This is a genomic window from Enterococcus gallinarum NBRC 100675, from assembly GCF_001544275.1.
Taxonomy (GTDB): domain Bacteria; phylum Bacillota; class Bacilli; order Lactobacillales; family Enterococcaceae; genus Enterococcus_D; species Enterococcus_D gallinarum.
This window is the reverse complement of the sequence record NZ_BCQE01000009.1, coordinates 24,328-44,677: the sequence shown is the minus strand read 5'-3', so window position 1 is coordinate 44,677 and position 20,350 is coordinate 24,328. Positions and strand designations below refer to the sequence as shown.

Genomic DNA, 20,350 nt, shown 5'->3' with positions numbered 1-20,350 from the left:
CATGTTGGATATGATTATCCGCCAGGCACGTACACTCAATGAAGAGGTTTTCGATATCGGGATCAAGCAAGGGAAAATTTGCCAGATCGCAAAAACGATCGAAGAATCCGCACAAAAGGAGTGGACACTTCTTCCGAATCAGTATCTTTCGGCAGGCTGGATTGATGATCATGTCCATTGTTTCGAAGAAATGAGCTTGTACTATGATTATCCCGATCAGATCGGTGTGGCAAAAGGTGTAACGACAGTGATCGATGCGGGGACTACTGGTGCCGAAAATATTCATCGTTTCTACGAATTTGCACAAGCAGCCAAAACGAATGTCTTTGCGCTTGTCAATATTTCAAAATGGGGCATCGTCGAACAAGATGAATTAGCCGATCTTTCTAAGATTAAGGGGGATCTGATCACAAAGGTCCTAAATGAATTTCCTGATTTCATCGTGGGGTTAAAAGCGAGAATGAGTAGGACGGTGATTGGCGAAAATGGCATCACTCCATTGAAATTAGCCAAAAATATCCAAAAAGAACACCCAGGCCTACCATTGATGGTTCATATTGGTTCAGCACCACCAGATTTGGCTGACATTTTGTCTTGTTTAGAGAAAGGTGACGTTCTGACCCACTGTTTCAATGGCAAGCAAAATGGTATTTTAGATCGTCAGTCAAATACCATCAAATCGTTTGTTTTTGATGCTTATGGCAAAGGAGTTGCTTTTGATATTGGTCATGGTACAGATAGTTTCAATTTTTTGGTGGCAGAAAAAGCCTATGACGCCAATTTAAAAGCTGCTTCTATCAGCACCGATATTTATATACGTAACCGTATGAAGGGTCCGGTATATGATTTGGCCACTACTATGGAGAAATTAGCCGTTGTCGGTTATAGTTGGCAGGAAATCATCGAGAAAGTCACATTGGCACCAGCTCGTCAGTTTCAACTAAAAGGAAAAGGTGCCATCGAAGAAGAAATGGATGCTGATTTCACGATCTTTGAATTCAAAGAAGCAGCCAAAGTACTGATTGATTCAAATGGGAACAAGCGAAGTATTGATCGACAGATCATTCCGCTAAAGACTATAATTGGAGGACAAGTATATGACATTGAATCTGACTAAACTTGGCTTGAAGCAAGTCATCAATGCTTCAGGTAAAATGACGATTCTAGGTGTTTCTAAAGTGAGCGAAGGTGTCTTAACAGCCCAACGCTTTGGTGGTGAACACTTTTTTGAGATGAGCGAGTTAGCAGTCAAAACAGGGGCCTATTTGGCCAAACTTCTTCAAGTTGAAGATGCTCAAATCGTCTCTTCTGCTTCTGCTGGAATTGCCCAATCTGTGGCAGCAGTCATTGGACAAGGCTCATCATTCCATCTTTACCATCCTTATTCAGAAAAGATTCAGCGTCGAGAGATCATCTTGCCGAAGGGACACAATGTGGATTATGGCACACCTGTTGAAGTGATGGTTCAACAAGGTGGAGGCCAAGTCGTTGAGGCAGGCTATGCCAATATGTGCTCTGTTGACCATATTGCTCAGATGATCAGTCCCCAGACAGCTGCGATTCTCTATATCAAAAGTCATCATACAGTACAAAAAAGTATGCTTTCAGTAAAGGAAGCTGCTCAAGTCGCAAAACAGTCGGGCATCCCTTTGATCGTGGATGCCGCAGCGGAAGAGGATCTTTTCAGGTACATCCAGGAGGGGGCCGATTTAGTGATCTACTCCGGAGCCAAGGCTTTGTCTGGGCCAAGTGCTGGTTTAGTGATCGGTCGTAAAGAACTAATAGAATGGGTGAGACTACAATCCAAAGGCATCGGGCGTTCCATGAAGATTGGTAAAGAAAATATGATGGGGCTTACACAAGCAGTAGAAGAGTATCTGGCTCAAGGAAGCGAGTCTGGCGCTTCCATGAAGCATCGTTTGGAACCTTTCATCGCAGCGCTCAATCAAATTACTGGCTTGTCTGCAGATATCGTCCAAGATGGAGCAGGGCGAGACATTTATCGCGCCCGGGTTCGGGTCCAAAATGGGCCATCGGCGATGGAAGTGATCCAGAAATTAAAAGCAGAAGAACCAGCCATCTACACGCGAGAATATCAAGCAAATCATGGCATCATTGAATTTGATATTCGGGCAGTCACAGAAACTGAAATGCATGTGATTGTCAATCGATTAAAAGAAATCATGAATCCGGAGGAACCAAAAGAATGAAAAAATCCCCGACTTATTTAGAAGATCGAATTTGTTTAAACGTTTTAGCTAACTCAGTGGAAAACGCCAAAGAATGTTTTGAAGCAGCCGAAGGAAAAATCTTATTAGGCGTTCTTTCCAAAAATTATTCCACAGATGAAGCAGCGATTGAAGACATGAAGAAATACCAAGCAGAAATAGAAAATGCATTATCTGTTGGTCTCGGTGCCGGTGATCCGAATCAGAGCGAGATGGTCTCTCGAATTTCTGCTGTGTTGCAGCCGCAACATGTCAATCAAGTATTCACAGGAGCTGCAACTTCTCGGGCGTTGTTAGGACAAGAAGAAACTATCGTTAATGCATTAGTTTCCCCGACAGGCAAAGTCGGCTTTGTCAATATTGCCACTGGCCCGTTAAGTTCACAGGCGGAACCCACTGAGGTTCCTCTTGAAACGGCGATTGCATTACTCAAGGATATGGGCGCTAGTTCAATCAAATATTTCCCTATGAAAGGATTGGCACACAAAGAAGAATATCAAGCGGTGGCAAAAGCTTGTGCCGCTCATGACTTTTATCTTGAACCGACCGGTGGGATTGATTTGGATAACTTTGCAGAAATCTTGCAGATTGCTGTTGATGCAGGCGTCAAGAAAATCATTCCTCACGTGTATAGCTCGATCATTGATTCAGAGACGGGCGATACCCGTCCGGAAGATGTGAGACGATTACTGAAGATGATGAAAGATTCATTGAAGTAAGAGTGAAGGAGGAATTGTGATGCGAATCGGTGCATACGGTGAAGTCATGCTGCGCTTGACACCGCCTGAATATCGGACATTAGAACAAACCCATTCGCTGCGAATGGATTTTACGGGAACGGGCGTAAATATTTTAGGAAATCTGGCGCACTTCAATCTTTCAGCATCCTTATTGACGAAAGTACCAAAAAACCGTTTGGGTGATGCGGCCAAAGCAAATTTGCAAACTTATGGTATCAAGACAGAATTTATTGGACAGGCACACAATCATATCGGCAGTTATTTTGCTGAAGTTGGTTTTGGCGCTCGCCCCACCTATGTGACGTATCAGAACCGCCGCGGTAGTTCATTTGGGGTTTCCGGACCTGCAACTTATCCCATCGCTGAATATTTAGAAACGATCGATCTTTTGCATATTTGTGGTATTTCGTTGAGCTTGACCGAAGAAACGTGGCAAACCGCGATTACATTGGCAAAACAAGCTGCTTTGAAGAACATCAAAGTTTGCTTCGATTTTAATTTTCGTCCCAGTCTGAATTTGGAAGAAGGACAGCGAGAAATTTTAAAAAAACGTTACGAAGCGATTCTGCCTTATTGTGATTTGGTATTTGGGTCTGTACGAGATTTGCACGGTCTTTTGGGATTTGGTGAGCAGCTGCCTATTGATGGACTAGAGGAACAGCAAATCATTCAGGCCTTTATGGCGCAGTACGGGATTGAATGGTTTACAGGTACCAGACGGATAGCCAGTGAAGACAAACAGTTTATCAGCGGGATGATCTACACCAAAGAAGAGACTGTTGAAACTGCACCTCAGTTGTTACAAGTGCTTGATCGAATCGGTGCAGGGGATGCATATGCAGCTGGTATTCTTTTAGGATATGCAGAGAAATGGCCACTAACAAAAACCGCGGATTTTGCTATCACCAATGCTGTATTGGCCCATACGATGTTAGGAGATGTCCCCTTGATTACACGGGAACAAGTAGAGCAAGTGCTAAAAAATCCTGGGGTAGATTTATTTCGTTGAGTATTATTCGATAGGCTGTACAAAGCACGCGTAAACAATAATAAATCATCCAACAAAGAGCGTTTTATGGCGAATCAGTGACTGCCGTCAAAAGGGCTCATTGTTGGATGATTTTTGTTTTATTCGACAAGTAAGAAGACGAACAACAAGTGAATGGATTGTCGAGGGGATATCAGGCAGTCGTTTTCCTTGATTATTGATTCAGGTAGCGTTCGGCTTTCTTTTCGGGGATCACCCAAAGAAGTAGAACGAGACTATCGAGACTGATCACAAAAAGCGGATGAATCAACCAGCCAAGGAGCAATGCCACAATGTTGACAAAAAGAGTAAAGGTTAATTTCTGATAGCGTTGAAATAGTTTCCTAATGGTTGGATTGTTTTGGCTTTCTCGGCTTAATGCTCGTCCTAACAAATAATAGCTAAAATCAGTCAAGAAAATCACAGTACCATAGAGCATTTGAGGAGCGAGGGACAGCGGGTATTGACTGACCCACGAAGTAACAAAAGGAAAAAGCGACAACGAGAGTATCAGCAAATGATTGGCCCATAATGTCCAGCCATCAATATGTTCTGCAACTTGGAAGAGATGATGATGATTGTTCCAATAAATGGCCAGCATCACAAAACTGATCAAATAAATGATAAACTGATGTTCGATGCCTAGAAACGCTTGAAAGGTATCGTTTTTTGGTTGGTGTAGTTCTAAGACCAGCAAAGTCATCACGATAGCAATCACTGCATCTGTAAAGGCCTCGATTCGGTTCTTTGACATAACATGCTCCTTTCAGAATAGTAAATCAGTGTTAGTTTACGTCAATAGATACGATTCGTCTATCAAAGAGAATTGCAATAAAAAAAGGACAGTGATATAAGAACAAAGCTAACTCAAAAGGCAACGGTGAGTATGCCTTTGTGTCTGAAACTTCTCATTGCGAGAAGCATTAGCAGTATCTTATTTCATCGTCCTAATGGATTATTGTTTGACTGTGAATGTCAAATCAAATTGAGAAGGGTGGATGTAACGAAATCTTGGTCCTTGGCTATCGTCGATAATCAATTCGATCAATTCGCTGTTGATTTTTTTGACCTCAGTGATTTGATGCCCTTGGTCGTCACAAAGTTCAATCACCGCTTCTGGATAAGTTGATTTGAGCTGATTGTATTTTGTGATAAAGGCGTTTACGATAGCAGCAGACGCAGTCAAGTCAGTATATTCTGGCATATTCTTCCTCCTTATTTAATAATCAAAAATGAGTGGATACGTTTGTCTAGTTAGACTCTTTATCTAAAACACCATATAAAAATAAATCAATGGCTTGATAGAGTTCAGTTTCTTTCTCTGCTGAATCTAAGTATGAAGCAATGAGAATAAACATTTGGCTGACAATAAACTGGTAGGAAAGTTCATTTCGTAATCGTAGTTCACTTGTTTGAAAAAGGCGAATAAATGGTTGCTGATAGTTTTCTTTCCAAATCAAGTAGAGTTTTCTGGCGGTTTCTTCAGAGACGGTATGTTTGATATCATCCATCATTAAGTAGAAATTGAAAGGATGACGTTTTTGCAGAAATCGTGCCATCCGTTGCAGTTTCTCTGCTAAGGAGTCATTGGGATCATTAACGATCTGATATAAGTTTTCAGATACATCTACCGCTAACCGCGCAAGAACACCGTAATAAATATCTTCTTTTCTTTTGAAATGATAATACAAATTAGGCTGAGTAATGCCTAACAGCTCCGCGATTTGTCTTGTTGAAGTTCCTTTATACCCTTGTTGCATGAACAACTGTTCAGCCACGTCTAGAATCTCATCTTGCATTATTTTCACTCCGGTTGTTTTTTATCTGCTGTTTTACAGAACGCAATAAAAAAGCTTTTCTTTGGATAGAGACAGCATTTTTTTTGAGAAAAACCTGGTAATTTTTCTCACGAATGACCGTTAATAGTTCGCGATAGATCAATAAAGCAGCCATAAGCGCTTCCTTGCAATCTTCATCGATCTGAGGCATCATGGACAAGGCTTCATCGTATAGTTTTTCTGCTAGCAGAGCTTCAAACTCCCAAAGCTGGATAAAGGATTCAGTGACCTTTTTTTGTCTGAGGTGCTGAATGGTAATCTCAAACCGCTGGATCGTTTCTTTTGGTAAATAAATTCGATTCATCGCAAGATCTTCCCCAATATCCCGGAGAATATTCGTTCGCTGCATAGCTTCCCCTAGCTTCTTGGCTGGTTCTTGGATCTTGCCTGCCTGACTAGATAAAATCGGCAGCAACATCAACCCGACACTTCCAGCAACAAAATAGCTGTAGCTACTCAAATCAGCCTCCGTTTCAGGTTGCTGAAAATCCAGATCCATCCTCTGTCCTGCGAGCATATCATAAAATGGCTGGAACTGTAAATCATATTTCGCAAAGACAACAGAAAGAGCCCGCCATAAAGGGGTATCCAGAACCTTTCCGCAAGCCATTTGTCGTAATCCGTGTTCTAGTTCATTTAATTTAGCGATGTCTTGGTAACGATCGATGGCATCATCTGCTTGCCGACAAAAGGCATAGACGGCAAATACGGAACGTGCTTTTTCTGGGGGTAATTGCGAAAAAGCACTGTAGAAACTTTTCGAATGTTTTTTGATGATTTGCTCGCAATAAGCAAAGTCTTCCTTATATCGTTCAAAAAGCGTGCTTTCCTTATTGATCATCTTTTAGTAACTCCTCTACGGCAAGCTTTGCGCTTTGCATTACGATTGGGACATCGGCTCCTGGGTGAGTGCTGCTGCCACAAAAATACAAACCTTCTGCATAAGCAAACTTATTATGAGGACGATAGTAATTGCTTTGAGATAATGTCGGTTTCAATCCGAAAGTCGCCCCGTTATAAGCGTTGTAGTGATCTTTGAAGTCTTGTGGTGTATAGTAGGTTTCAAAAACGATATGCTCATCGATATCATTGAAAATCGTTTTTTCTTTTAGCGTGTGGATAATTTTGTTGCGGTAATTCGTGATTGTATTAGGTTGCCAATCATCAAACTTAGACAGCTCGGGAACTGGCACCAACACATACAAGCCTTCGTGACCCTCGGGTGCTAGTGAGGCATCTTTCAATGTGGGACGATAGAGATAGAAGGAAGGGTCTTCTGGCAAAACACCAGTCTCAAAAAGGTCATCGACATTTTTTTTGAAGTCTTCGGCAAAGTAGATGCTGTGCAAGCCATTGGCTTCATATTTTTTATCCAGCCCTAGGTACAAGAGAAAACATGAACAAGAATAGGCCATTCGGCTGATTTTTTTATTGGTGTATTTGCCCCGATTTTTTTCATTAGGAATCAATTCTTGCATCGCATAAGGAAAATCAGCCGCACAGACAATCGCATCTGCTGAATGGATGTGCCCATTTAGACGAATCCCTGTTGCTCGCTTGTTTTCAATAATCAGTTCTTCGATCGGTGAGTCATAATGAATCACGCCGCCTAATTCTTCAAATAAGCGAGCCAGCGAAGTCGCTAATGTATACATACCGCCTTTGATGAAATAGACGCCATAGAACAACTCGATCATAGGGATGATCGTATAAAGAGAGGGCCCTTGATAGGGAGAAACCCCGATATACAATGTTTGAAAGGCTAGCGACTTACGCAAGCGGTCATCTTTAACAAACTTTGAGATCGAAGTGTAGGCATCGTTGAATGTTTTCAATTTCATTCCTGCCCAAAGGGATTGAGGATTATAAAAATCCCAGAATCCTCGGAACGACTTAGTGATGAAAGCTTCTTTTGCGATCACGTAGCGTTTATAAATATCTGCCAGAAAGGCGAAATAACCTTGGGCATCTTCTTCAGAAATCCCTTCTAATGTTTTAGTGAGTTCAATCAGATCATTGGAAAAGGTGAGAGGTGCTTCATCAGCAAAGTAGAGCTGCAGCATAGGATCTACCTTTTCCATCGGGATATAGTCATCTGGATCGACACCGCATAGTTCAAAAATCTCGCGATAAATCTCCGGCATCATAACAATGGTCGGGCCGACATCAAATGTAAAACCAGCTTGCTTGATTTGGTTCATTTTGCCACCGGGCTGGCTTTCTTTTTCGTATAGTGTGACCGCATAACCTGCTTGTTGCAATCTGACAGCGGCGGATAGTCCTGCGACACCGCCGCCGACAACGATAATTTTTTTCATGAGAACTCCTTATCAAATATTTCTTGGCTTCAGATTAATCGTGTTGTGTTTTTGTGTGTTCTTTTTCCTTTAAGACACCGTCTTCCATTACAAGCACGCGATCACAATAATCAGTTAGTCGGGTATCATGGGTCACCATAATCGTCGCTTTATTTTTTTCCTTTGTTTCTTGGGCAAGAATTTTGACTACTTCATAGGCTTTTTCGGAATCCAGACTGGCTGTTGGTTCATCCGCCAAAATAATTGTTGGGTCATGATACAAAGCTCTAGCGATCGCCACCCGTTGACGTTCACCACCGGAGAGATCTTCGGGGTATTTGTTTTGCAATTTATCAATTCCTAATTGGGTAAATAAATCTTGGGCAGACTGGGTTTTATTCTCTTTGCTGACTTTGTCGACTAATTTCAGTTGCTTTTTAACGGTCAAGAATGGGACCAGATTGGAAGCTTGAAGAATAAAACCGATCTCTTTGAATCGTAATTTGGCCCGATTTTTTTCTTTCTGGTCACTAAAAGGCTGATCGTTGATCAAAACTTCACCAGCTGTAGGTGCTTGTAATCCTCCCGCAATAGTTAAAAAAGTACTTTTACCTGAACCTGAGGGTCCAATGATAGCGACAAATTCTCCTTTTTCAACGGAAAAGTTTGTCTCTTTCAAAGCCTCAATCATCGTATCTCCATCTTTGAAGGTTTTCTTCACATCTTTAAATTCAATGGCACTCATTTTTATCCTCCTATCCAATAGCTTTCAATGGGTCAATCTTAACAATCGTTCTTACTGAGAAGAAAGCACCGACAATCGCAATCAAAATCATCAACACGCTAATACCTGCAAAAAAGAGGCTGTTTACTTGGAAGGGCACAGCTTGCGGCAAGACCAACGACGTTCCGATCGTCGCCGCTAATCCTACCAATACGCCCACCGTTGCTAAAAGAAAAGTTTGTGCGATGACAGAAAATGCGATGTAACGACTAGAAATTCCTTGTGCCTTCATGACACCAAAAATATCAGATTTCTGCATAGTCAAGACATAAATAAAGATCCCAATAACGATGGCAGCAATGACGATCAAGAAGCCGATCATAAACCCAAAGGTTAGCACTTGAGCACTATAACCAGGCAATTCATTGATGAAATCAGTAATTTTGGTTGCTGTTAGTTCATCCGGTACTTCTTCAACTGTTCCTCGCGTTACGATGGCATTGATGCGGGCTTTATCGCTGGTATCTTTTGCTTCAAAGCGAATTTCTTGATAGGCACCAATCGTCGTGTAGAGAACAGGTGCGACATTGAAGCGAGCATTTTCTGTAAAGCCGACGATCTTCAGTTTCTTTTCATTGCCGGCTAATTTGACGGTATCGCCGATCTTAATGTCGTATTCCTCTTTCAAACTGCTGTCAGCAACTGCCTCATCGTCGTTCGCGAAAAGTTCGCCTTCCGTGAGTTTAGGAGCTAGGAATTGATCTGGTTCGATCCCAAAAAAGCTGACATCAACTTTTTCACCACCGGATTCCTTGGTGATCACACCCGCAGTTTGAGCCAATACAGCTTTCTCATCTGCTTTGACTTCATCATAGAGATTACGAGGGATCATGGACATATTCAAATTGTTATTCGCTTCCTCGGCTAATAAAATCTCTGATGCCGACCATTTATCGACAGCAGTTCGGTTTTCTTGGGCAAGACCATAGGCTAGCCCGGTCAAGAAAAAAACTAAGTAAGCGATCAAAAACATGACACCGGTAACCAGTGCATACCGCAATTTAGAATGGCGGATTTCATTTATTGCTAAAAACATACAACTTCCTCCTAGAAATTTTATCAGGTGATAAAATCAAGTTACCACATTCTTATTCAGCTGCAAAATTTATTGCTTTGGCATGGATTCTTCCTTTCTTCAAAGGCCAGACAGAAAAGCTGAAAGAAAAGCCTAGCAAAAGCGATAGAACAAAAATCCTGATACCTGGCAATCCATAGAGGAACCTGAACAAAACTTGCAAGAGTGAACAATGCTTCGTCTCCTAATGACAATTAAGCGTTTCGTTTGAGTAGGTGCAATCACTCCTGATAGACTAATAGTGGATATTTTTATGGAAAGAGGAGATAGGAATGAAACAGTATGTGCGTTTTGGTGTGATGATTTTAGTATCAACGGTCGTGATGTTTGGGATGATGTACCTGAATGTTTTTCAATGGGAGCATATCTTTTATAGTCAGACTCGATTATTTATGGCGTTGATGATGGGGGCCGTGATGGCGATGATCATGCTCTTATTTATGTGGAGAATGTACGAAAATAAGAAATGGAATCTAGCGATTTTAGCCGTCAGTGTACTCGTATTCTGCGGTTCACTTTTCATGGTGCGCTCCCAAACGGCTGTTGATGATGTGAAATGGATGAAAGCAATGATTCCTCATCATTCGATTGCCATTTTAACCAGTACCAATGCTGCAATCAAAGATCCTGAGGTCAAAGAATTAGCGGATGATATTATCCAAACTCAAAAGGAAGAAATTGAAAAGATGAAAGAAATGATCGAACGACTAGAAAAATGAAACAAAGCCGGATCTTGACGTCTTAGCTCAAGAAGTCGGCTTTTTTCATTCGTTGTTCATAGCAATCAGAAAAAGCGCTGTAAAATTTGATCGGATCTGCGAGCATTTCATGGATCTCTGCTAAACCTGCGATATTTTTTGAATAGCCGAGCCAAAAGGTCAAGTGATGGTGGGGGCCATATTTTTGCTGAATGTATTCAAATGCTTCTTGGCAAAGATTGTCAGGATCAGAAAGGCTCTTTTTTTCGATGGCAAAGTAAATCGTGCGTTCGAGAATCCGATAAAAATCAAGATCACGATCAGCTTCTGAAATGATTTTGCCATAGATGGATCGTGGCTCATAGGAGAGGGAAGCACGATGATCTTCGACGGCTTCTCCGATTATTTTACGCTGTTCTTTGGTAAAGTAATCCGCCAAAAAAGCATCTGATTCTACCATAGATCTTGAAGCGCGTTCATGATTTTTTCGTCCTTTTAATAGACCAAGATCATGAAAGACAGCAACAGCAGAGACAATGTCTAAGTCAACCGATAATGGGGCAGCGATTTCTATACTGTTTTTGAGCACTTGATAGACGTGTTCAGGGGAGTGACTTGTATCTAATTGCTTGTATTGTGGAATGATTGTTGTTTCTAAATAATGCATTAGCTGTGGGTTGACCATCAAAAACCTCCATTGGCTCATTTCTTATTTAGCAGACAAAAAGTCATCACAACAAAAGTCAATGCTTTATTAAGAATCAAAGCATTGATTTTTGTTGAATCAGCTTCTTTTAGTTTAGCAAATAGGACCTATTGATAAAAGAGTCATCGCGATCAATTTGCTAGGAGGGGGTAAGTGAGAGAACACCATCTAACTTTTGGGCGATTTCGTCTCGAAGGTGATGGGTAATAAACAGAACGGTTTGCGGTTGTTGCAACAGTAATTTCTCGATTTTTTTAGCATTTTCTTGATCAAGATTAGAGGTTCCTTCATCAACTAACAAAATAGGCTTTTTCCATAGGAATCCTCTAGCTAGTGCAAGACGCTGTAATTGTCCCCCTGAAAGATTACCGCCTGTTTCGGTAAGGACTGTGTCTAACTGCTCAGGTAGTTGTTCAATAACTGCAAAGAGTTCCGCTTTTTTTAGCGCTTGCTCGATTTCTTCATCAGAAAAAAATTGTCCTAATGTCAGATTCTCGCGAATCGATGCTTGATAGACAAAGGGCCGTTGATCAATAACTGTCACATTGTCTTGCAATTCTTCTAAAGGGAATTCTTTTATTTCCGTTTCTCCCAAGCGGATCGATCCGCTATAGTCTTTGCGCCGTCCAGTCAACAAACTGAATAATGTTGACTTGCCTGAGCCGCTTTCCCCCACGATGGCATACTTTTGTCCAGCTTTAAAAGTGGTTGAAAGATTGAACAACATTCGTTGCGGTTTTCCATCGGTCGTTTGATAACAATAAGAAGCTTGTGCTAATACAAGATCTTTTGCATCGTTTGTTTTTTTGCTGGGTAACGAAATCTCATGCGCTGGCTTTTCATAAGCAAATGCATCGAATAAAGGGAATGTGCCTTGTATTTTTGACAAATAGGAACTGATATTTCCTAATGTGTTAAAGATTGTCGAAGCAAGATTTCCTGTTGCTGTAATCGCTCCGATGGGAACGATTTGCAGAAAAGCCAAGTAGCCAGTAAAACCTAAGACACTCAATTGACCAGTCACATTACCAACTCCGCCAGTTACAGAGACAGCAGCCATCACTTGTGCTTGTTTTAGCTTTGCAGACTGGATCCTTTGTGCGGAACCCAACAGTTTATTTTTAAGAAAATCGAGACGCTGGAAATTTAGGAAAGTATCAAATCCAGCTAACAGTTCGTTGGTTTTACTCAAAAAAGCTTCATTTGCCTGAGCGGTAGCGACAGCAGATCGTTTCATCTTTTTTTGGAAGATTTTCGGCAACAAAAGCAACAAACAGGACTGACCTAAGGTAAGCACGATCAATGACCAATGAAATTGGGCTAATGCGATAACGGCAAATAGTGAAGACAATACGCCTTGCATGACCTGATAGATATTGGCGAAGCCATCTGTTTCAATCATGGTTATATCGTTGCTCAATTTTGATGCATAGTTGCCTACGGTAACTTTGTGGAATGTCTGATAATCACTGTATCGTAGCCGAGTCAATAGTTGTTCTCGCAAATAAAGGGACATCTTCTGAGATGTATAGGCTGTATAACGAATTTGCAGATAAATAAACATCAGGAAACAACTATAGGCTAAGACCATCCCTACAACACCTTGGATAAATCCTTTTTGATCGAATTGGATGAGACTGTTTAGAACCTGCACATTTTGCAAGCTGGCTATCGTTTGTGAAAGTGCGACTCCTGCCATTAAAAGCAGGACGATCCCCTGATTTTTCCAATGTACCAATAAAACTTTTTTCATTATTTTTTGCTCCTTTCTTATTACCTTTCTTGATACCTTTATTGTAAAAGGGTAAAGTAAAAGCGAAGGAATAATTACATATATGTAAAGAGGTGCTGTGAATGGACTACGGAGCGACATTTAAGAAACTGCGTTTAGAAAAAGGGATTACTTTGAAGGAAGCATGTCAGCAAGGGATATCAAGTGCACAACTTTCACGTTTTGAAAATGGAAAATCAATGTTGACGGTCGATCAGTTTTTTACATGCTTGCAAAATATCAATGTGACGATCGAAGAGTTTCAATTTGTTGGGAAACAGACTTTTAAAGACCGTTTTGAAAAGTCTATCGAGCAGATGCAGGAGTATCTTAATACGAATCAAGAAGAGGCGGCTCGTTCATTGGCACAACGTTTTTTTGCTGAAAGTCAGAGTCCGTATGATTGGCCGCAATTTTTAGGCTGTTTCATTGAAGATGTACTCAATGCAGGAAATAATCGTCCATTCATTCATTCTCAAAAAGTACTCAGCTATCTCCAGCAAGTCAATAATTGGGGTGAGATGGAGTTGCGTTTGATCAGTATTTTTACCTTTGCATTGGACACGGAACAGATGGATCTCTTGCTGAAAAGCATTTTGAAAAAAGCCAAGCTGTACCAAAGTGTTCCGCAAACCAATGCCCTTTACTATGATTTGTTAGAGAACTTTTTTTCTAAATATGTGTTTCACCGCAATCTTCCAGCGGCCAGAAAGATTCAGAAACTGTATCGGCAGAGTCTGGACGAACGGACAATTTTATTGCGCCCCAGAATCACCTATATTTTTAACCAGGGAATCCTTTTTTATCTGGAAAAACAACCAGAAAAAGGCAATGAATGCTTTGACCAAGCAATTTCTTTAGCGAGAATTTTTTATCAGAAGGAAACCGAACACTATTTTGAGAAGCGGGCCAAGAATTGGCGGGAAAATTATCAAGATACGAATTATCGTGAGCTGACGATCAATCTGAATTTTTTTAATTATTAAAAAGGGGTTGACTTAGAGTTCACTCGAAGGCGTATGCTAGAAGTATCAATCTTAAGGAGGAATGACAATGGATTATGTAAAATTTGGACATACAGGATTAGAAGTCTCCCCTCTTTGTTTAGGGGCAATGGGTTTTGGGGATCCGAAAAGCGGCTTTCATGAATGGGTATTGGAAGAAACTGAAAGTCGAGAAGTCATCAAAAAAGCCCTTGATCTAGGGATCAATTTTTTTGACACAGCGAATATCTATTCCTATGGTGCCAGCGAAGAAATATTAGGAAAAGCGTTGAATGATTTTGCCCCACGAGATGAAATCGTCGTCGCAACCAAGCTCTATTCTAAAATGAAAAAAGCCCCCAATAGCGGTGGACTTTCACGCAAAGCGATCTTTTTTGAAATCGAACAAAGTTTAAAACGATTACAAATGGACTATGTGGACCTCTACATTATTCATCGCTGGGATTATACAACACCGATCGAAGAAACGATGGAAGCACTTCACGATTTAGTGAAAACAGGGAAAGTCCGTTATATCGGAGCTTCTGCGATGTATGCTTGGCAATTTGCTAAAGCACAGGCGGTTGCGGATAAACATGGCTGGACCAAATTTGTGTCCATGCAAAATCATTTGAATTTATTGTATCGAGAAGAAGAGCGGGAAATGCTCCCCCTTTGTGATGATCAAAACATTGCGGTCACACCCTACAGTCCATTAGCTGCCGGTCGTTTGACTCGTGATTGGGATGCACAAACGAAACGTTTTGCGACAGATAAAACAGCACAATCAAAATATGATCAGACCAAAGAACAAGATCAATTGATCGTTCGCCGTGTGGCAGAAATTGCTGAGGCACGTCAAGTCAAACGAGCACAAGTGGCCTTGGCATGGCTATTGCAAAAAGAATCAGTCGTGGCACCAATCATTGGGGCGACAAAAGAAAGTCATTTACTGGATGCTTTGCCAGCCATTGAGTTGAAGCTATCCACAGAAGAAGTTGCTTACTTAGAAGAACCTTATCTTCCGCATGCGGTTGTAGGCGCCAATTGATTTTACTAGAAAAATATCGTAGGAATAGCAGGAGGAATCGATGTGAATATCAAAAAAATAAGTGAACTTAGCGGTCTTTCTGCAGATACGATCCGCTATTATGAAAAGATTTCCCTCATACCACCAGTCAAACGCAATTCTTATGGTGTTCGAGTCTTTGATGAGGAAGATCTCAAGTGGATCGAGTTTACCAGTAAGATGAGAAAAGCAGGACTTTCGATCGATGCTTTGTCAACCTATTTGGCGTTATTTCGTGAAGGGAGTCAGACAGTTCCTCAAAGAAAACAATTGCTAGCAGAGCAAATCGCAGCGTTGCATGAGCGAATTGCAACCATGACAGAAGCGGTAGAACGATTGGAATACAAATTAGAACATTATGATGACCACATCATTCCTGCTGAAGCTCGGTTACGCAAAGAAACGTTTACTAAATAATTTTGCCATTACACGCAATGCCTTTTAGGATACAGCCAAAATAGGAAAGGAATCGTATGACAAAAGTAATGATTTTCGGCACCCAAGATCCCCTTTCTTCTGTTATCAGAAAACAATTATTAGCGAGAGACGAGACGCTTGTTTTGTACGTGCCAAAAAAGAATCAGACGACATTGCTTGATCCTCAACGAGAAAGCATGTTTCAAGGTGATTTACTAGATCTAGGCAGGATCTTGCGAGGAATGATTGGTTGCGAAATCGTTTGCCTTTGTGAGATGCCTGAGCCCCGAGTTACCTGGCGAATCATAGAAGCGATGAAACTACTTGACTTAACCCGAATCGTTTGCCTGGTGAAACCAGAAGAAAGCTTCCTGACAGATCAAATTCCGGAAACAAGAGCGACGCACAAGAAACATCGAAGCAGTCAAATGGCATTATCTATTCGGATGATTGAAGAAGCGATGTGTGACTATACGATTTTACATCTTCCTGCTTTTTTGTATGAGTGTTCACCTGAATCTGATCTGCAAACGAGCAAGGACAATCAGATAAGAGAAGCAGAATTACAAGTAGCAGATCTGCTTGCGCAAATCAGTGAGCAGCCAACCTTCTTGGCTAAGAGAACTTTGTTTATTTCGAATCATTTGTCATAAAAAAATCCGTTGAATTAAATAAAGGTTGTCGTTTTAGCGATTACCAGAAGGGTCAAATTTTTCATAGCGACATGAAAAATTTGACTCTTCTTTCTGCTGCTTTTTTTGTTAAAATGGCAGCAATATCAGGAAGATCGATAGACGGAAATACAGAAAGGAAACGGTGAATGACTATCAAACGAATAGGATTGATTTCATTAGGGGTGTTATGGATCTGTATTGCATTGAACTTCTTTCTTTTGCCCCACAGCATTGCCTCGGCCGGGGTGGGCTCAATCGGGTATCTTATAGAAACAGGATTAGCCATTGACCGCCATCTGATTGTCTGGGGAATCAACTTGATTATGTTAGGACTAGCGTTTCTTTTTTTGGAGCGGAAAGTCTTTATCAATACCGTCTTAGGAAGCCTGTTGTTTCCTGTCATGTTAGCATGGATTCCTGAATGGATGGTTTGGGAATTTTATCCAGCCTCTTTGATTCTAGGAAGTTTCTTCTTTAGCTTAGGGATATTTTCCCTTTACTGTATCGGTGCATCCAATGGGGGAGTCACAATCCCACCGTTGATTTTTGAAAAATATTTCGGCATAAAAAAAGCAGTCGGGATCTTCTTGACCAATACAACGATCATTGTTTTGAACTTTCTGGTCTTTGGACTGAGAGAAGCGATCATTTCTGCTTGCTCGATCTATCTCATTGCTTTCTTTATGAGTATCTTGCTCAAAGGGCAGCGTCAATTTGTCAAAAGAAAGGAAGCAAAGGAGTCCTCACTTGCATCCGCTCCTGTCAAAGAAAAAAGAACGGCTGGATGAGGGAACCTCTCTTTCATTCCCCTTGTTGATAATCGCGTTTGCGACGAGAGAGTGAGAGTACTGTCGGGACTAAAAAATATCACTTATTCAAAATAACAGCCTCTCTGACATCAATTATCAGAGAGGCTGTTATTTACTACTTCCCAGAAATAATCAAATTAGTCTAAAGCTTTCTTTTTTGTAAAATCGAACGACTAAGGACTAATGACAGGAACGATCCGACTACAGCTATCAGAACAGCTGGTAAGAAGTCCATCAGCTCTGAATTTCCTTGAATATAAGCAACTGTTTGGCTGGACAATGAATAGGGATTGATCTTTTGAAAAGATTCAAAGAGATTAAGCAATACGCCAATTCCATAAAAAGCGGCTAAAAAGAGTAAGACTTGGTAAACGTTTTTGGCAAATGCAGAACTTAGCATCAGTAGACTGATTGTCAATAGGCCAAAGAGCCAATAACTAAAACAAGCACTGACTAGATGATGGGTTAAAGAATCATTGAAATAAATTCTCGTATAGAGCAGACAAATGAGAAAAGCAGCACCATAGAAAAATGTCCAAAGGCAGTAAAGATAAAGTGCTTTTGCCATAAGAATCGTTTGTCTAGGCAACCCTTTTGTAATCAGATTGATTAGTGTTCCTTGCTCAATTTCCGCACATATCGTATCTGCAAAAAGAATCACAAAAACCAAGAGTCCCAAGGAGCCAATATTGCCATAAAACTGCAGCCAAGAATCAACAGCTGTCGGAGTAGCAACAGTGATCTGGATTCCTTCTGTTACCATGGAAGAAAAGATATCAGGCATGATCTTTGCTAGAAATGGAGAGAGCATACCCACGATCAGAAAAATCACACCACAGATGACGATCTTTTTGTTGCGCCAGCCGCCCAAAAATTCTTTTCTTAAAAAAACTGTTAGTTGTGTCATTTAACTACCTCCAAATAGATTTTTTCTAATGAGGAGTCATTTTTTTGGAAGAGCAGGGGAACCAGCTCATTTTCTGCCATAAGTTGCAGCAATTTTTGACCTTGTTGATAGGATTGATTTTCTAGAATGATCAGTTGCTGCTTCTCCCTTGTCCAATCAATCGCTGCATTTTTTGCAAGCTGACAAAAATGTTCTGTTTCTTGTGACGTGGCAAATTGAAGAAGATAATCTTCTTGACGAAATCTTGTCTTCAATTCCTCCATTTCACCAAAGAGCTTGATCTTCCCTTGATGTAAGATCGCCACATAATCTGAAATTTGTTCGACATCCGATAAAATATGTGAAGAAAAAAGAACCGTCGTTTCTTGTTTGATGGCAAGTAAAAGATCCAGAAAGGCTTTGCGTCCCAGCGGGTCCAGCGCAGAAGTCGGTTCATCACAAATCAATATTTCTGGTTTTGACAATAAAGCTTGTGCTAGACCCAACCGTTGCTTCATCCCCCGTGAGTAGCTGCTGATTTTTTTGGTATTTTTTTCAAGATTGACCAGCTGAAGAATCTCATCAATTCGGCTAGCCAGCTGTTTGCCAAGACCGCTTATTTTTCCGCAAAAATGCAGGTATTCTGTTGCGGTCATGAAAGAATAGAATTGGGGAACATCCGGTAAGTAGCCTATCTTACGGTTTGTTTGAGCATTTCCATAGACAACCGCTTCCCCGCAAACCGTGATCCGGCCGCTATCCGACTTTAGTAAACCTAAGATTAACTTCATCGTTGTTGTTTTCCCGGCGCCATTTTCGCCGACGAAGCCAACAACACTTCCTTTAGGAACAACAAAAGAGATGGCGTCTAGAATTTTTCTTTCACCAAAAGACTTCGACAGTTCATTGATCTCAATGGCATTCATTCTTTTTCTCCTTTACCAAAAGTAAAATACAGAATCGGTCCAATAATACTAATCAAACAAGAAACAAGTATCCACAACGTGCGATTGCCAAATTTAAAGTGTTGTTGTTTAACGATATCTAAAACGGCAACAAGTATTAATGTGAATTGCAGGAGTGCTAGTGGGATCAAAATTGGTAGATAGACACCAATATTTTCTGGTAGACTCGTGTTCATCATCGTGTATCCTCCTTTCCGTGAGCATCATCTGCAGTATGCGCGGCTATTGCTTGCAAGCGCTGGAATAATTCTGTAAATGTCTGTTGATTTTTGAAGGGCTGCAATAGTGGTGATTCAAGAATCAGCTCTGTTAATTGTTTTTTTACCAGATTGGAACTACGCGGCATTTGATTTCCAAGATCCAGATCATCGATCCAATTTTCGATCTGATCAAAGTACTCATCACCATGAAGGAGATAAGGATCATTTGTTTCTTCCAACAATGAGACATAACGAGTCAAAGCGCGAAGCAAGAGCTCACTATTGCCCTGTGCAGCAAAGGTGGTCAAACAGGCAGCCAAAAAATTGAGCATAATGACTGGATGTAATTTTGCTAAATCAAATGTGTCACAAAAGGCAAGCCCCCGATGGTAAGTTGCTTCCATTGCTTGGGGGTTTTGTGTCAGCAAAAGCGTATAGTTAGTCAACAGACTGAGTAAAACTGTAACATATTGATAAATGGCACTTTGAAGAACTGTTTCTGCAGCTGAACCATCTTCCATTTGCTGGTGTGCAGCTGCAATTAAAGATTCCACAGGTAAGAAAGTGGGTGTCTTATGTCCTAATATCGCCAAAACTTCCTCTGCCTGACCAAGCATGATCATCGAATAAGCTTCATAGAATCTCGCTTGTTGAACGAGATCGGCAGAGCCGTTATTTTTAACTAATTCAAACAGTTTAACCACTTCTTCTAAATAAAACTTTCTTTTATCCTCTGCCTTTGCCTCATCGTTTGGTACTAGTTCTGTTCTAGTCATTCGAGTAGGAATAGGTAACAGATCCCAATGATTCAGATAAAAAAGTCCCATCTGCAGCAGAAATGGATAGCAGGAATAATAACGGCGAATGAATCCTCTCAGCATAAGTAACACGTCATCAGCGGATTTAGTTTCAAAAGAGTCTTTCAACAACTGGTAAATCCGCTTGATTTCTTGAGTTGTTAGCTGAGAATTGATCACTAAAAGATCATCGACACTGCAATCAAAGAAAGCAGCCAAGAGTGGCAACAAGGTAATATCTGGATAAGATTGGCCCGTCTCCCATTTAGAAACCGAGGCCTTAGAAACACTCATAAAATCAGCTAGCTCTGTTTGAGTGATTTGTTTGTCCTTTCTTCTCTTGGCTATTTCCTGTCCAATTGGTAATTCCATGACGCACCTCCATT

The 20,350-nt window shown here is 40.9% G+C and carries 23 protein-coding genes; 10 read left to right on the top strand and 13 right to left on the bottom strand.

Features of this window, described 5'->3' with window-relative positions; all coding sequences use genetic code 11:
* Position 1: 1 nt before the first annotated feature.
* The 4 genes from EG2_RS06680 to EG2_RS06665 are packed head-to-tail and all read left to right on the top strand — an operon-like array spanning position 2 to position 3,977.
* A complete protein-coding gene (locus EG2_RS06680) occupies positions 2-1,117 on the top strand; it encodes an amidohydrolase/deacetylase family metallohydrolase (protein ID WP_060814073.1) in 1,116 nt (371 codons plus the stop codon).
* Positions 1,098-2,210: a DgaE family pyridoxal phosphate-dependent ammonia lyase gene (locus tag EG2_RS06675; protein ID WP_060814072.1), complete on the top strand. Its 1,113-nt coding sequence runs from the start codon at positions 1,098-1,100 to the stop codon at positions 2,208-2,210. Before EG2_RS06680 ends, EG2_RS06675 begins: the two co-directional genes overlap by 20 nt.
* On the top strand, positions 2,207-2,947 hold the full coding sequence (dagF, locus tag EG2_RS06670) for a 2-dehydro-3-deoxy-phosphogluconate aldolase (protein WP_060814071.1): 741 nt from the start codon (positions 2,207-2,209) through the stop codon (positions 2,945-2,947). Before EG2_RS06675 ends, dagF begins: the two co-directional genes overlap by 4 nt.
* Positions 2,948-2,963: 16 nt before the next feature.
* Positions 2,964-3,977, top strand: a complete 1,014-nt coding sequence (locus EG2_RS06665; protein WP_060814070.1) for a sugar kinase — start codon at positions 2,964-2,966, stop codon at positions 3,975-3,977.
* A gap of 193 nt (positions 3,978-4,170) precedes the next feature.
* Here EG2_RS06665 and EG2_RS06660 read toward each other — a convergent pair whose 3' ends face one another.
* From EG2_RS06660 to EG2_RS06630, 7 genes are all read right to left on the bottom strand, one after another.
* A complete protein-coding gene (locus tag EG2_RS06660) occupies positions 4,171-4,749 on the bottom strand; it encodes a TMEM175 family protein (protein ID WP_060814069.1) in 579 nt (192 codons plus the stop codon).
* A gap of 201 nt (positions 4,750-4,950) precedes the next feature.
* Positions 4,951-5,199, bottom strand: a complete 249-nt coding sequence (locus EG2_RS06655) for a hypothetical protein (RefSeq protein ID WP_060814068.1) — start codon at positions 5,197-5,199, stop codon at positions 4,951-4,953.
* Between the two features lie 46 nt (positions 5,200-5,245).
* Positions 5,246-5,794, bottom strand: a complete 549-nt coding sequence (locus EG2_RS06650) for a TetR/AcrR family transcriptional regulator (RefSeq protein ID WP_060814067.1) — start codon at positions 5,792-5,794, stop codon at positions 5,246-5,248.
* Positions 5,784-6,674 (bottom strand): phytoene/squalene synthase family protein, encoded by an 891-nt coding sequence (locus tag EG2_RS06645; protein ID WP_060814066.1) that lies wholly within the window; start codon positions 6,672-6,674, stop codon positions 5,784-5,786. The genes EG2_RS06650 and EG2_RS06645 overlap by 11 nt, the downstream gene beginning before the upstream one ends.
* Positions 6,664-8,151, bottom strand: coding sequence for a phytoene desaturase family protein (locus EG2_RS06640; RefSeq protein ID WP_060814065.1), 1,488 nt, complete (start codon positions 8,149-8,151; stop codon positions 6,664-6,666). The genes EG2_RS06645 and EG2_RS06640 overlap by 11 nt, the downstream gene beginning before the upstream one ends.
* A gap of 34 nt (positions 8,152-8,185) precedes the next feature.
* The gene (locus tag EG2_RS06635) at positions 8,186-8,875 is read right to left on the bottom strand and encodes an ABC transporter ATP-binding protein (RefSeq protein ID WP_003126143.1); all 690 of its coding nucleotides are present in this window, start codon (positions 8,873-8,875) and stop codon (positions 8,186-8,188) included.
* Between the two features lie 10 nt (positions 8,876-8,885).
* Positions 8,886-9,950, bottom strand: a complete 1,065-nt coding sequence (locus EG2_RS06630; RefSeq protein WP_060814064.1) for an ABC transporter permease — start codon at positions 9,948-9,950, stop codon at positions 8,886-8,888.
* A gap of 311 nt (positions 9,951-10,261) precedes the next feature.
* Here EG2_RS06630 and EG2_RS06620 point away from each other — a divergent pair, with 311 nt between their 5' ends.
* Entirely contained in the window at positions 10,262-10,708 is a 447-nt protein-coding gene (locus tag EG2_RS06620) for a DUF305 domain-containing protein (RefSeq protein ID WP_060814062.1), read from the top strand.
* Between the two features lie 22 nt (positions 10,709-10,730).
* Here the strand turns inward: EG2_RS06620 and EG2_RS06615 are convergent, their stop codons facing one another.
* Both EG2_RS06615 and EG2_RS06610 read right to left on the bottom strand, forming a co-directional pair.
* Positions 10,731-11,372, bottom strand: coding sequence for an HD domain-containing protein (locus tag EG2_RS06615; protein WP_060814061.1), 642 nt, complete (start codon positions 11,370-11,372; stop codon positions 10,731-10,733).
* Positions 11,373-11,532: 160 nt separating this feature from the next.
* Entirely contained in the window at positions 11,533-13,146 is a 1,614-nt protein-coding gene (locus tag EG2_RS06610) for an ABC transporter ATP-binding protein (protein ID WP_060814060.1), read from the bottom strand.
* A 101-nt stretch (positions 13,147-13,247) separates the two neighbouring features.
* Between EG2_RS06610 and EG2_RS06605 the strand changes: the two genes are divergently transcribed.
* From EG2_RS06605 to EG2_RS06585, 5 genes are all read left to right on the top strand, one after another.
* The gene (locus EG2_RS06605) at positions 13,248-14,150 is read left to right on the top strand and encodes an Rgg/GadR/MutR family transcriptional regulator (RefSeq protein ID WP_060814059.1); all 903 of its coding nucleotides are present in this window, start codon (positions 13,248-13,250) and stop codon (positions 14,148-14,150) included.
* Between the two features lie 67 nt (positions 14,151-14,217).
* Positions 14,218-15,198: an aldo/keto reductase gene (locus EG2_RS06600; protein WP_060814058.1), complete on the top strand. Its 981-nt coding sequence runs from the start codon at positions 14,218-14,220 to the stop codon at positions 15,196-15,198.
* Between the two features lie 42 nt (positions 15,199-15,240).
* The gene (locus tag EG2_RS06595; protein WP_060814057.1) at positions 15,241-15,633 is read left to right on the top strand and encodes a MerR family transcriptional regulator; all 393 of its coding nucleotides are present in this window, start codon (positions 15,241-15,243) and stop codon (positions 15,631-15,633) included.
* Positions 15,634-15,689: 56 nt separating this feature from the next.
* On the top strand, positions 15,690-16,286 hold the full coding sequence (locus EG2_RS06590; protein WP_060814056.1) for an NAD(P)H-binding protein: 597 nt from the start codon (positions 15,690-15,692) through the stop codon (positions 16,284-16,286).
* A gap of 167 nt (positions 16,287-16,453) precedes the next feature.
* The gene (locus EG2_RS06585) at positions 16,454-17,095 is read left to right on the top strand and encodes a YitT family protein (RefSeq protein ID WP_060814055.1); all 642 of its coding nucleotides are present in this window, start codon (positions 16,454-16,456) and stop codon (positions 17,093-17,095) included.
* Between the two features lie 163 nt (positions 17,096-17,258).
* Here the strand turns inward: EG2_RS06585 and EG2_RS06580 are convergent, their stop codons facing one another.
* From EG2_RS06580 to EG2_RS06565, 4 genes are read right to left on the bottom strand one after another with little or no spacing between them, the layout of a single operon-like run.
* Positions 17,259-18,023: an ABC transporter permease gene (locus tag EG2_RS06580; protein ID WP_060814054.1), complete on the bottom strand. Its 765-nt coding sequence runs from the start codon at positions 18,021-18,023 to the stop codon at positions 17,259-17,261.
* Positions 18,020-18,928, bottom strand: a complete 909-nt coding sequence (locus EG2_RS06575) for an ABC transporter ATP-binding protein (protein ID WP_060814053.1) — start codon at positions 18,926-18,928, stop codon at positions 18,020-18,022. The genes EG2_RS06580 and EG2_RS06575 overlap by 4 nt, the downstream gene beginning before the upstream one ends.
* Positions 18,925-19,146, bottom strand: coding sequence for a PLD nuclease N-terminal domain-containing protein (locus EG2_RS06570; protein ID WP_082709528.1), 222 nt, complete (start codon positions 19,144-19,146; stop codon positions 18,925-18,927). The genes EG2_RS06575 and EG2_RS06570 overlap by 4 nt, the downstream gene beginning before the upstream one ends.
* Positions 19,143-20,336, bottom strand: a complete 1,194-nt coding sequence (locus EG2_RS06565; RefSeq protein WP_060814052.1) for a helix-turn-helix domain-containing protein — start codon at positions 20,334-20,336, stop codon at positions 19,143-19,145. The genes EG2_RS06570 and EG2_RS06565 overlap by 4 nt, the downstream gene beginning before the upstream one ends.
* Between the last annotated feature and the right edge of the window lie 14 nt (positions 20,337-20,350).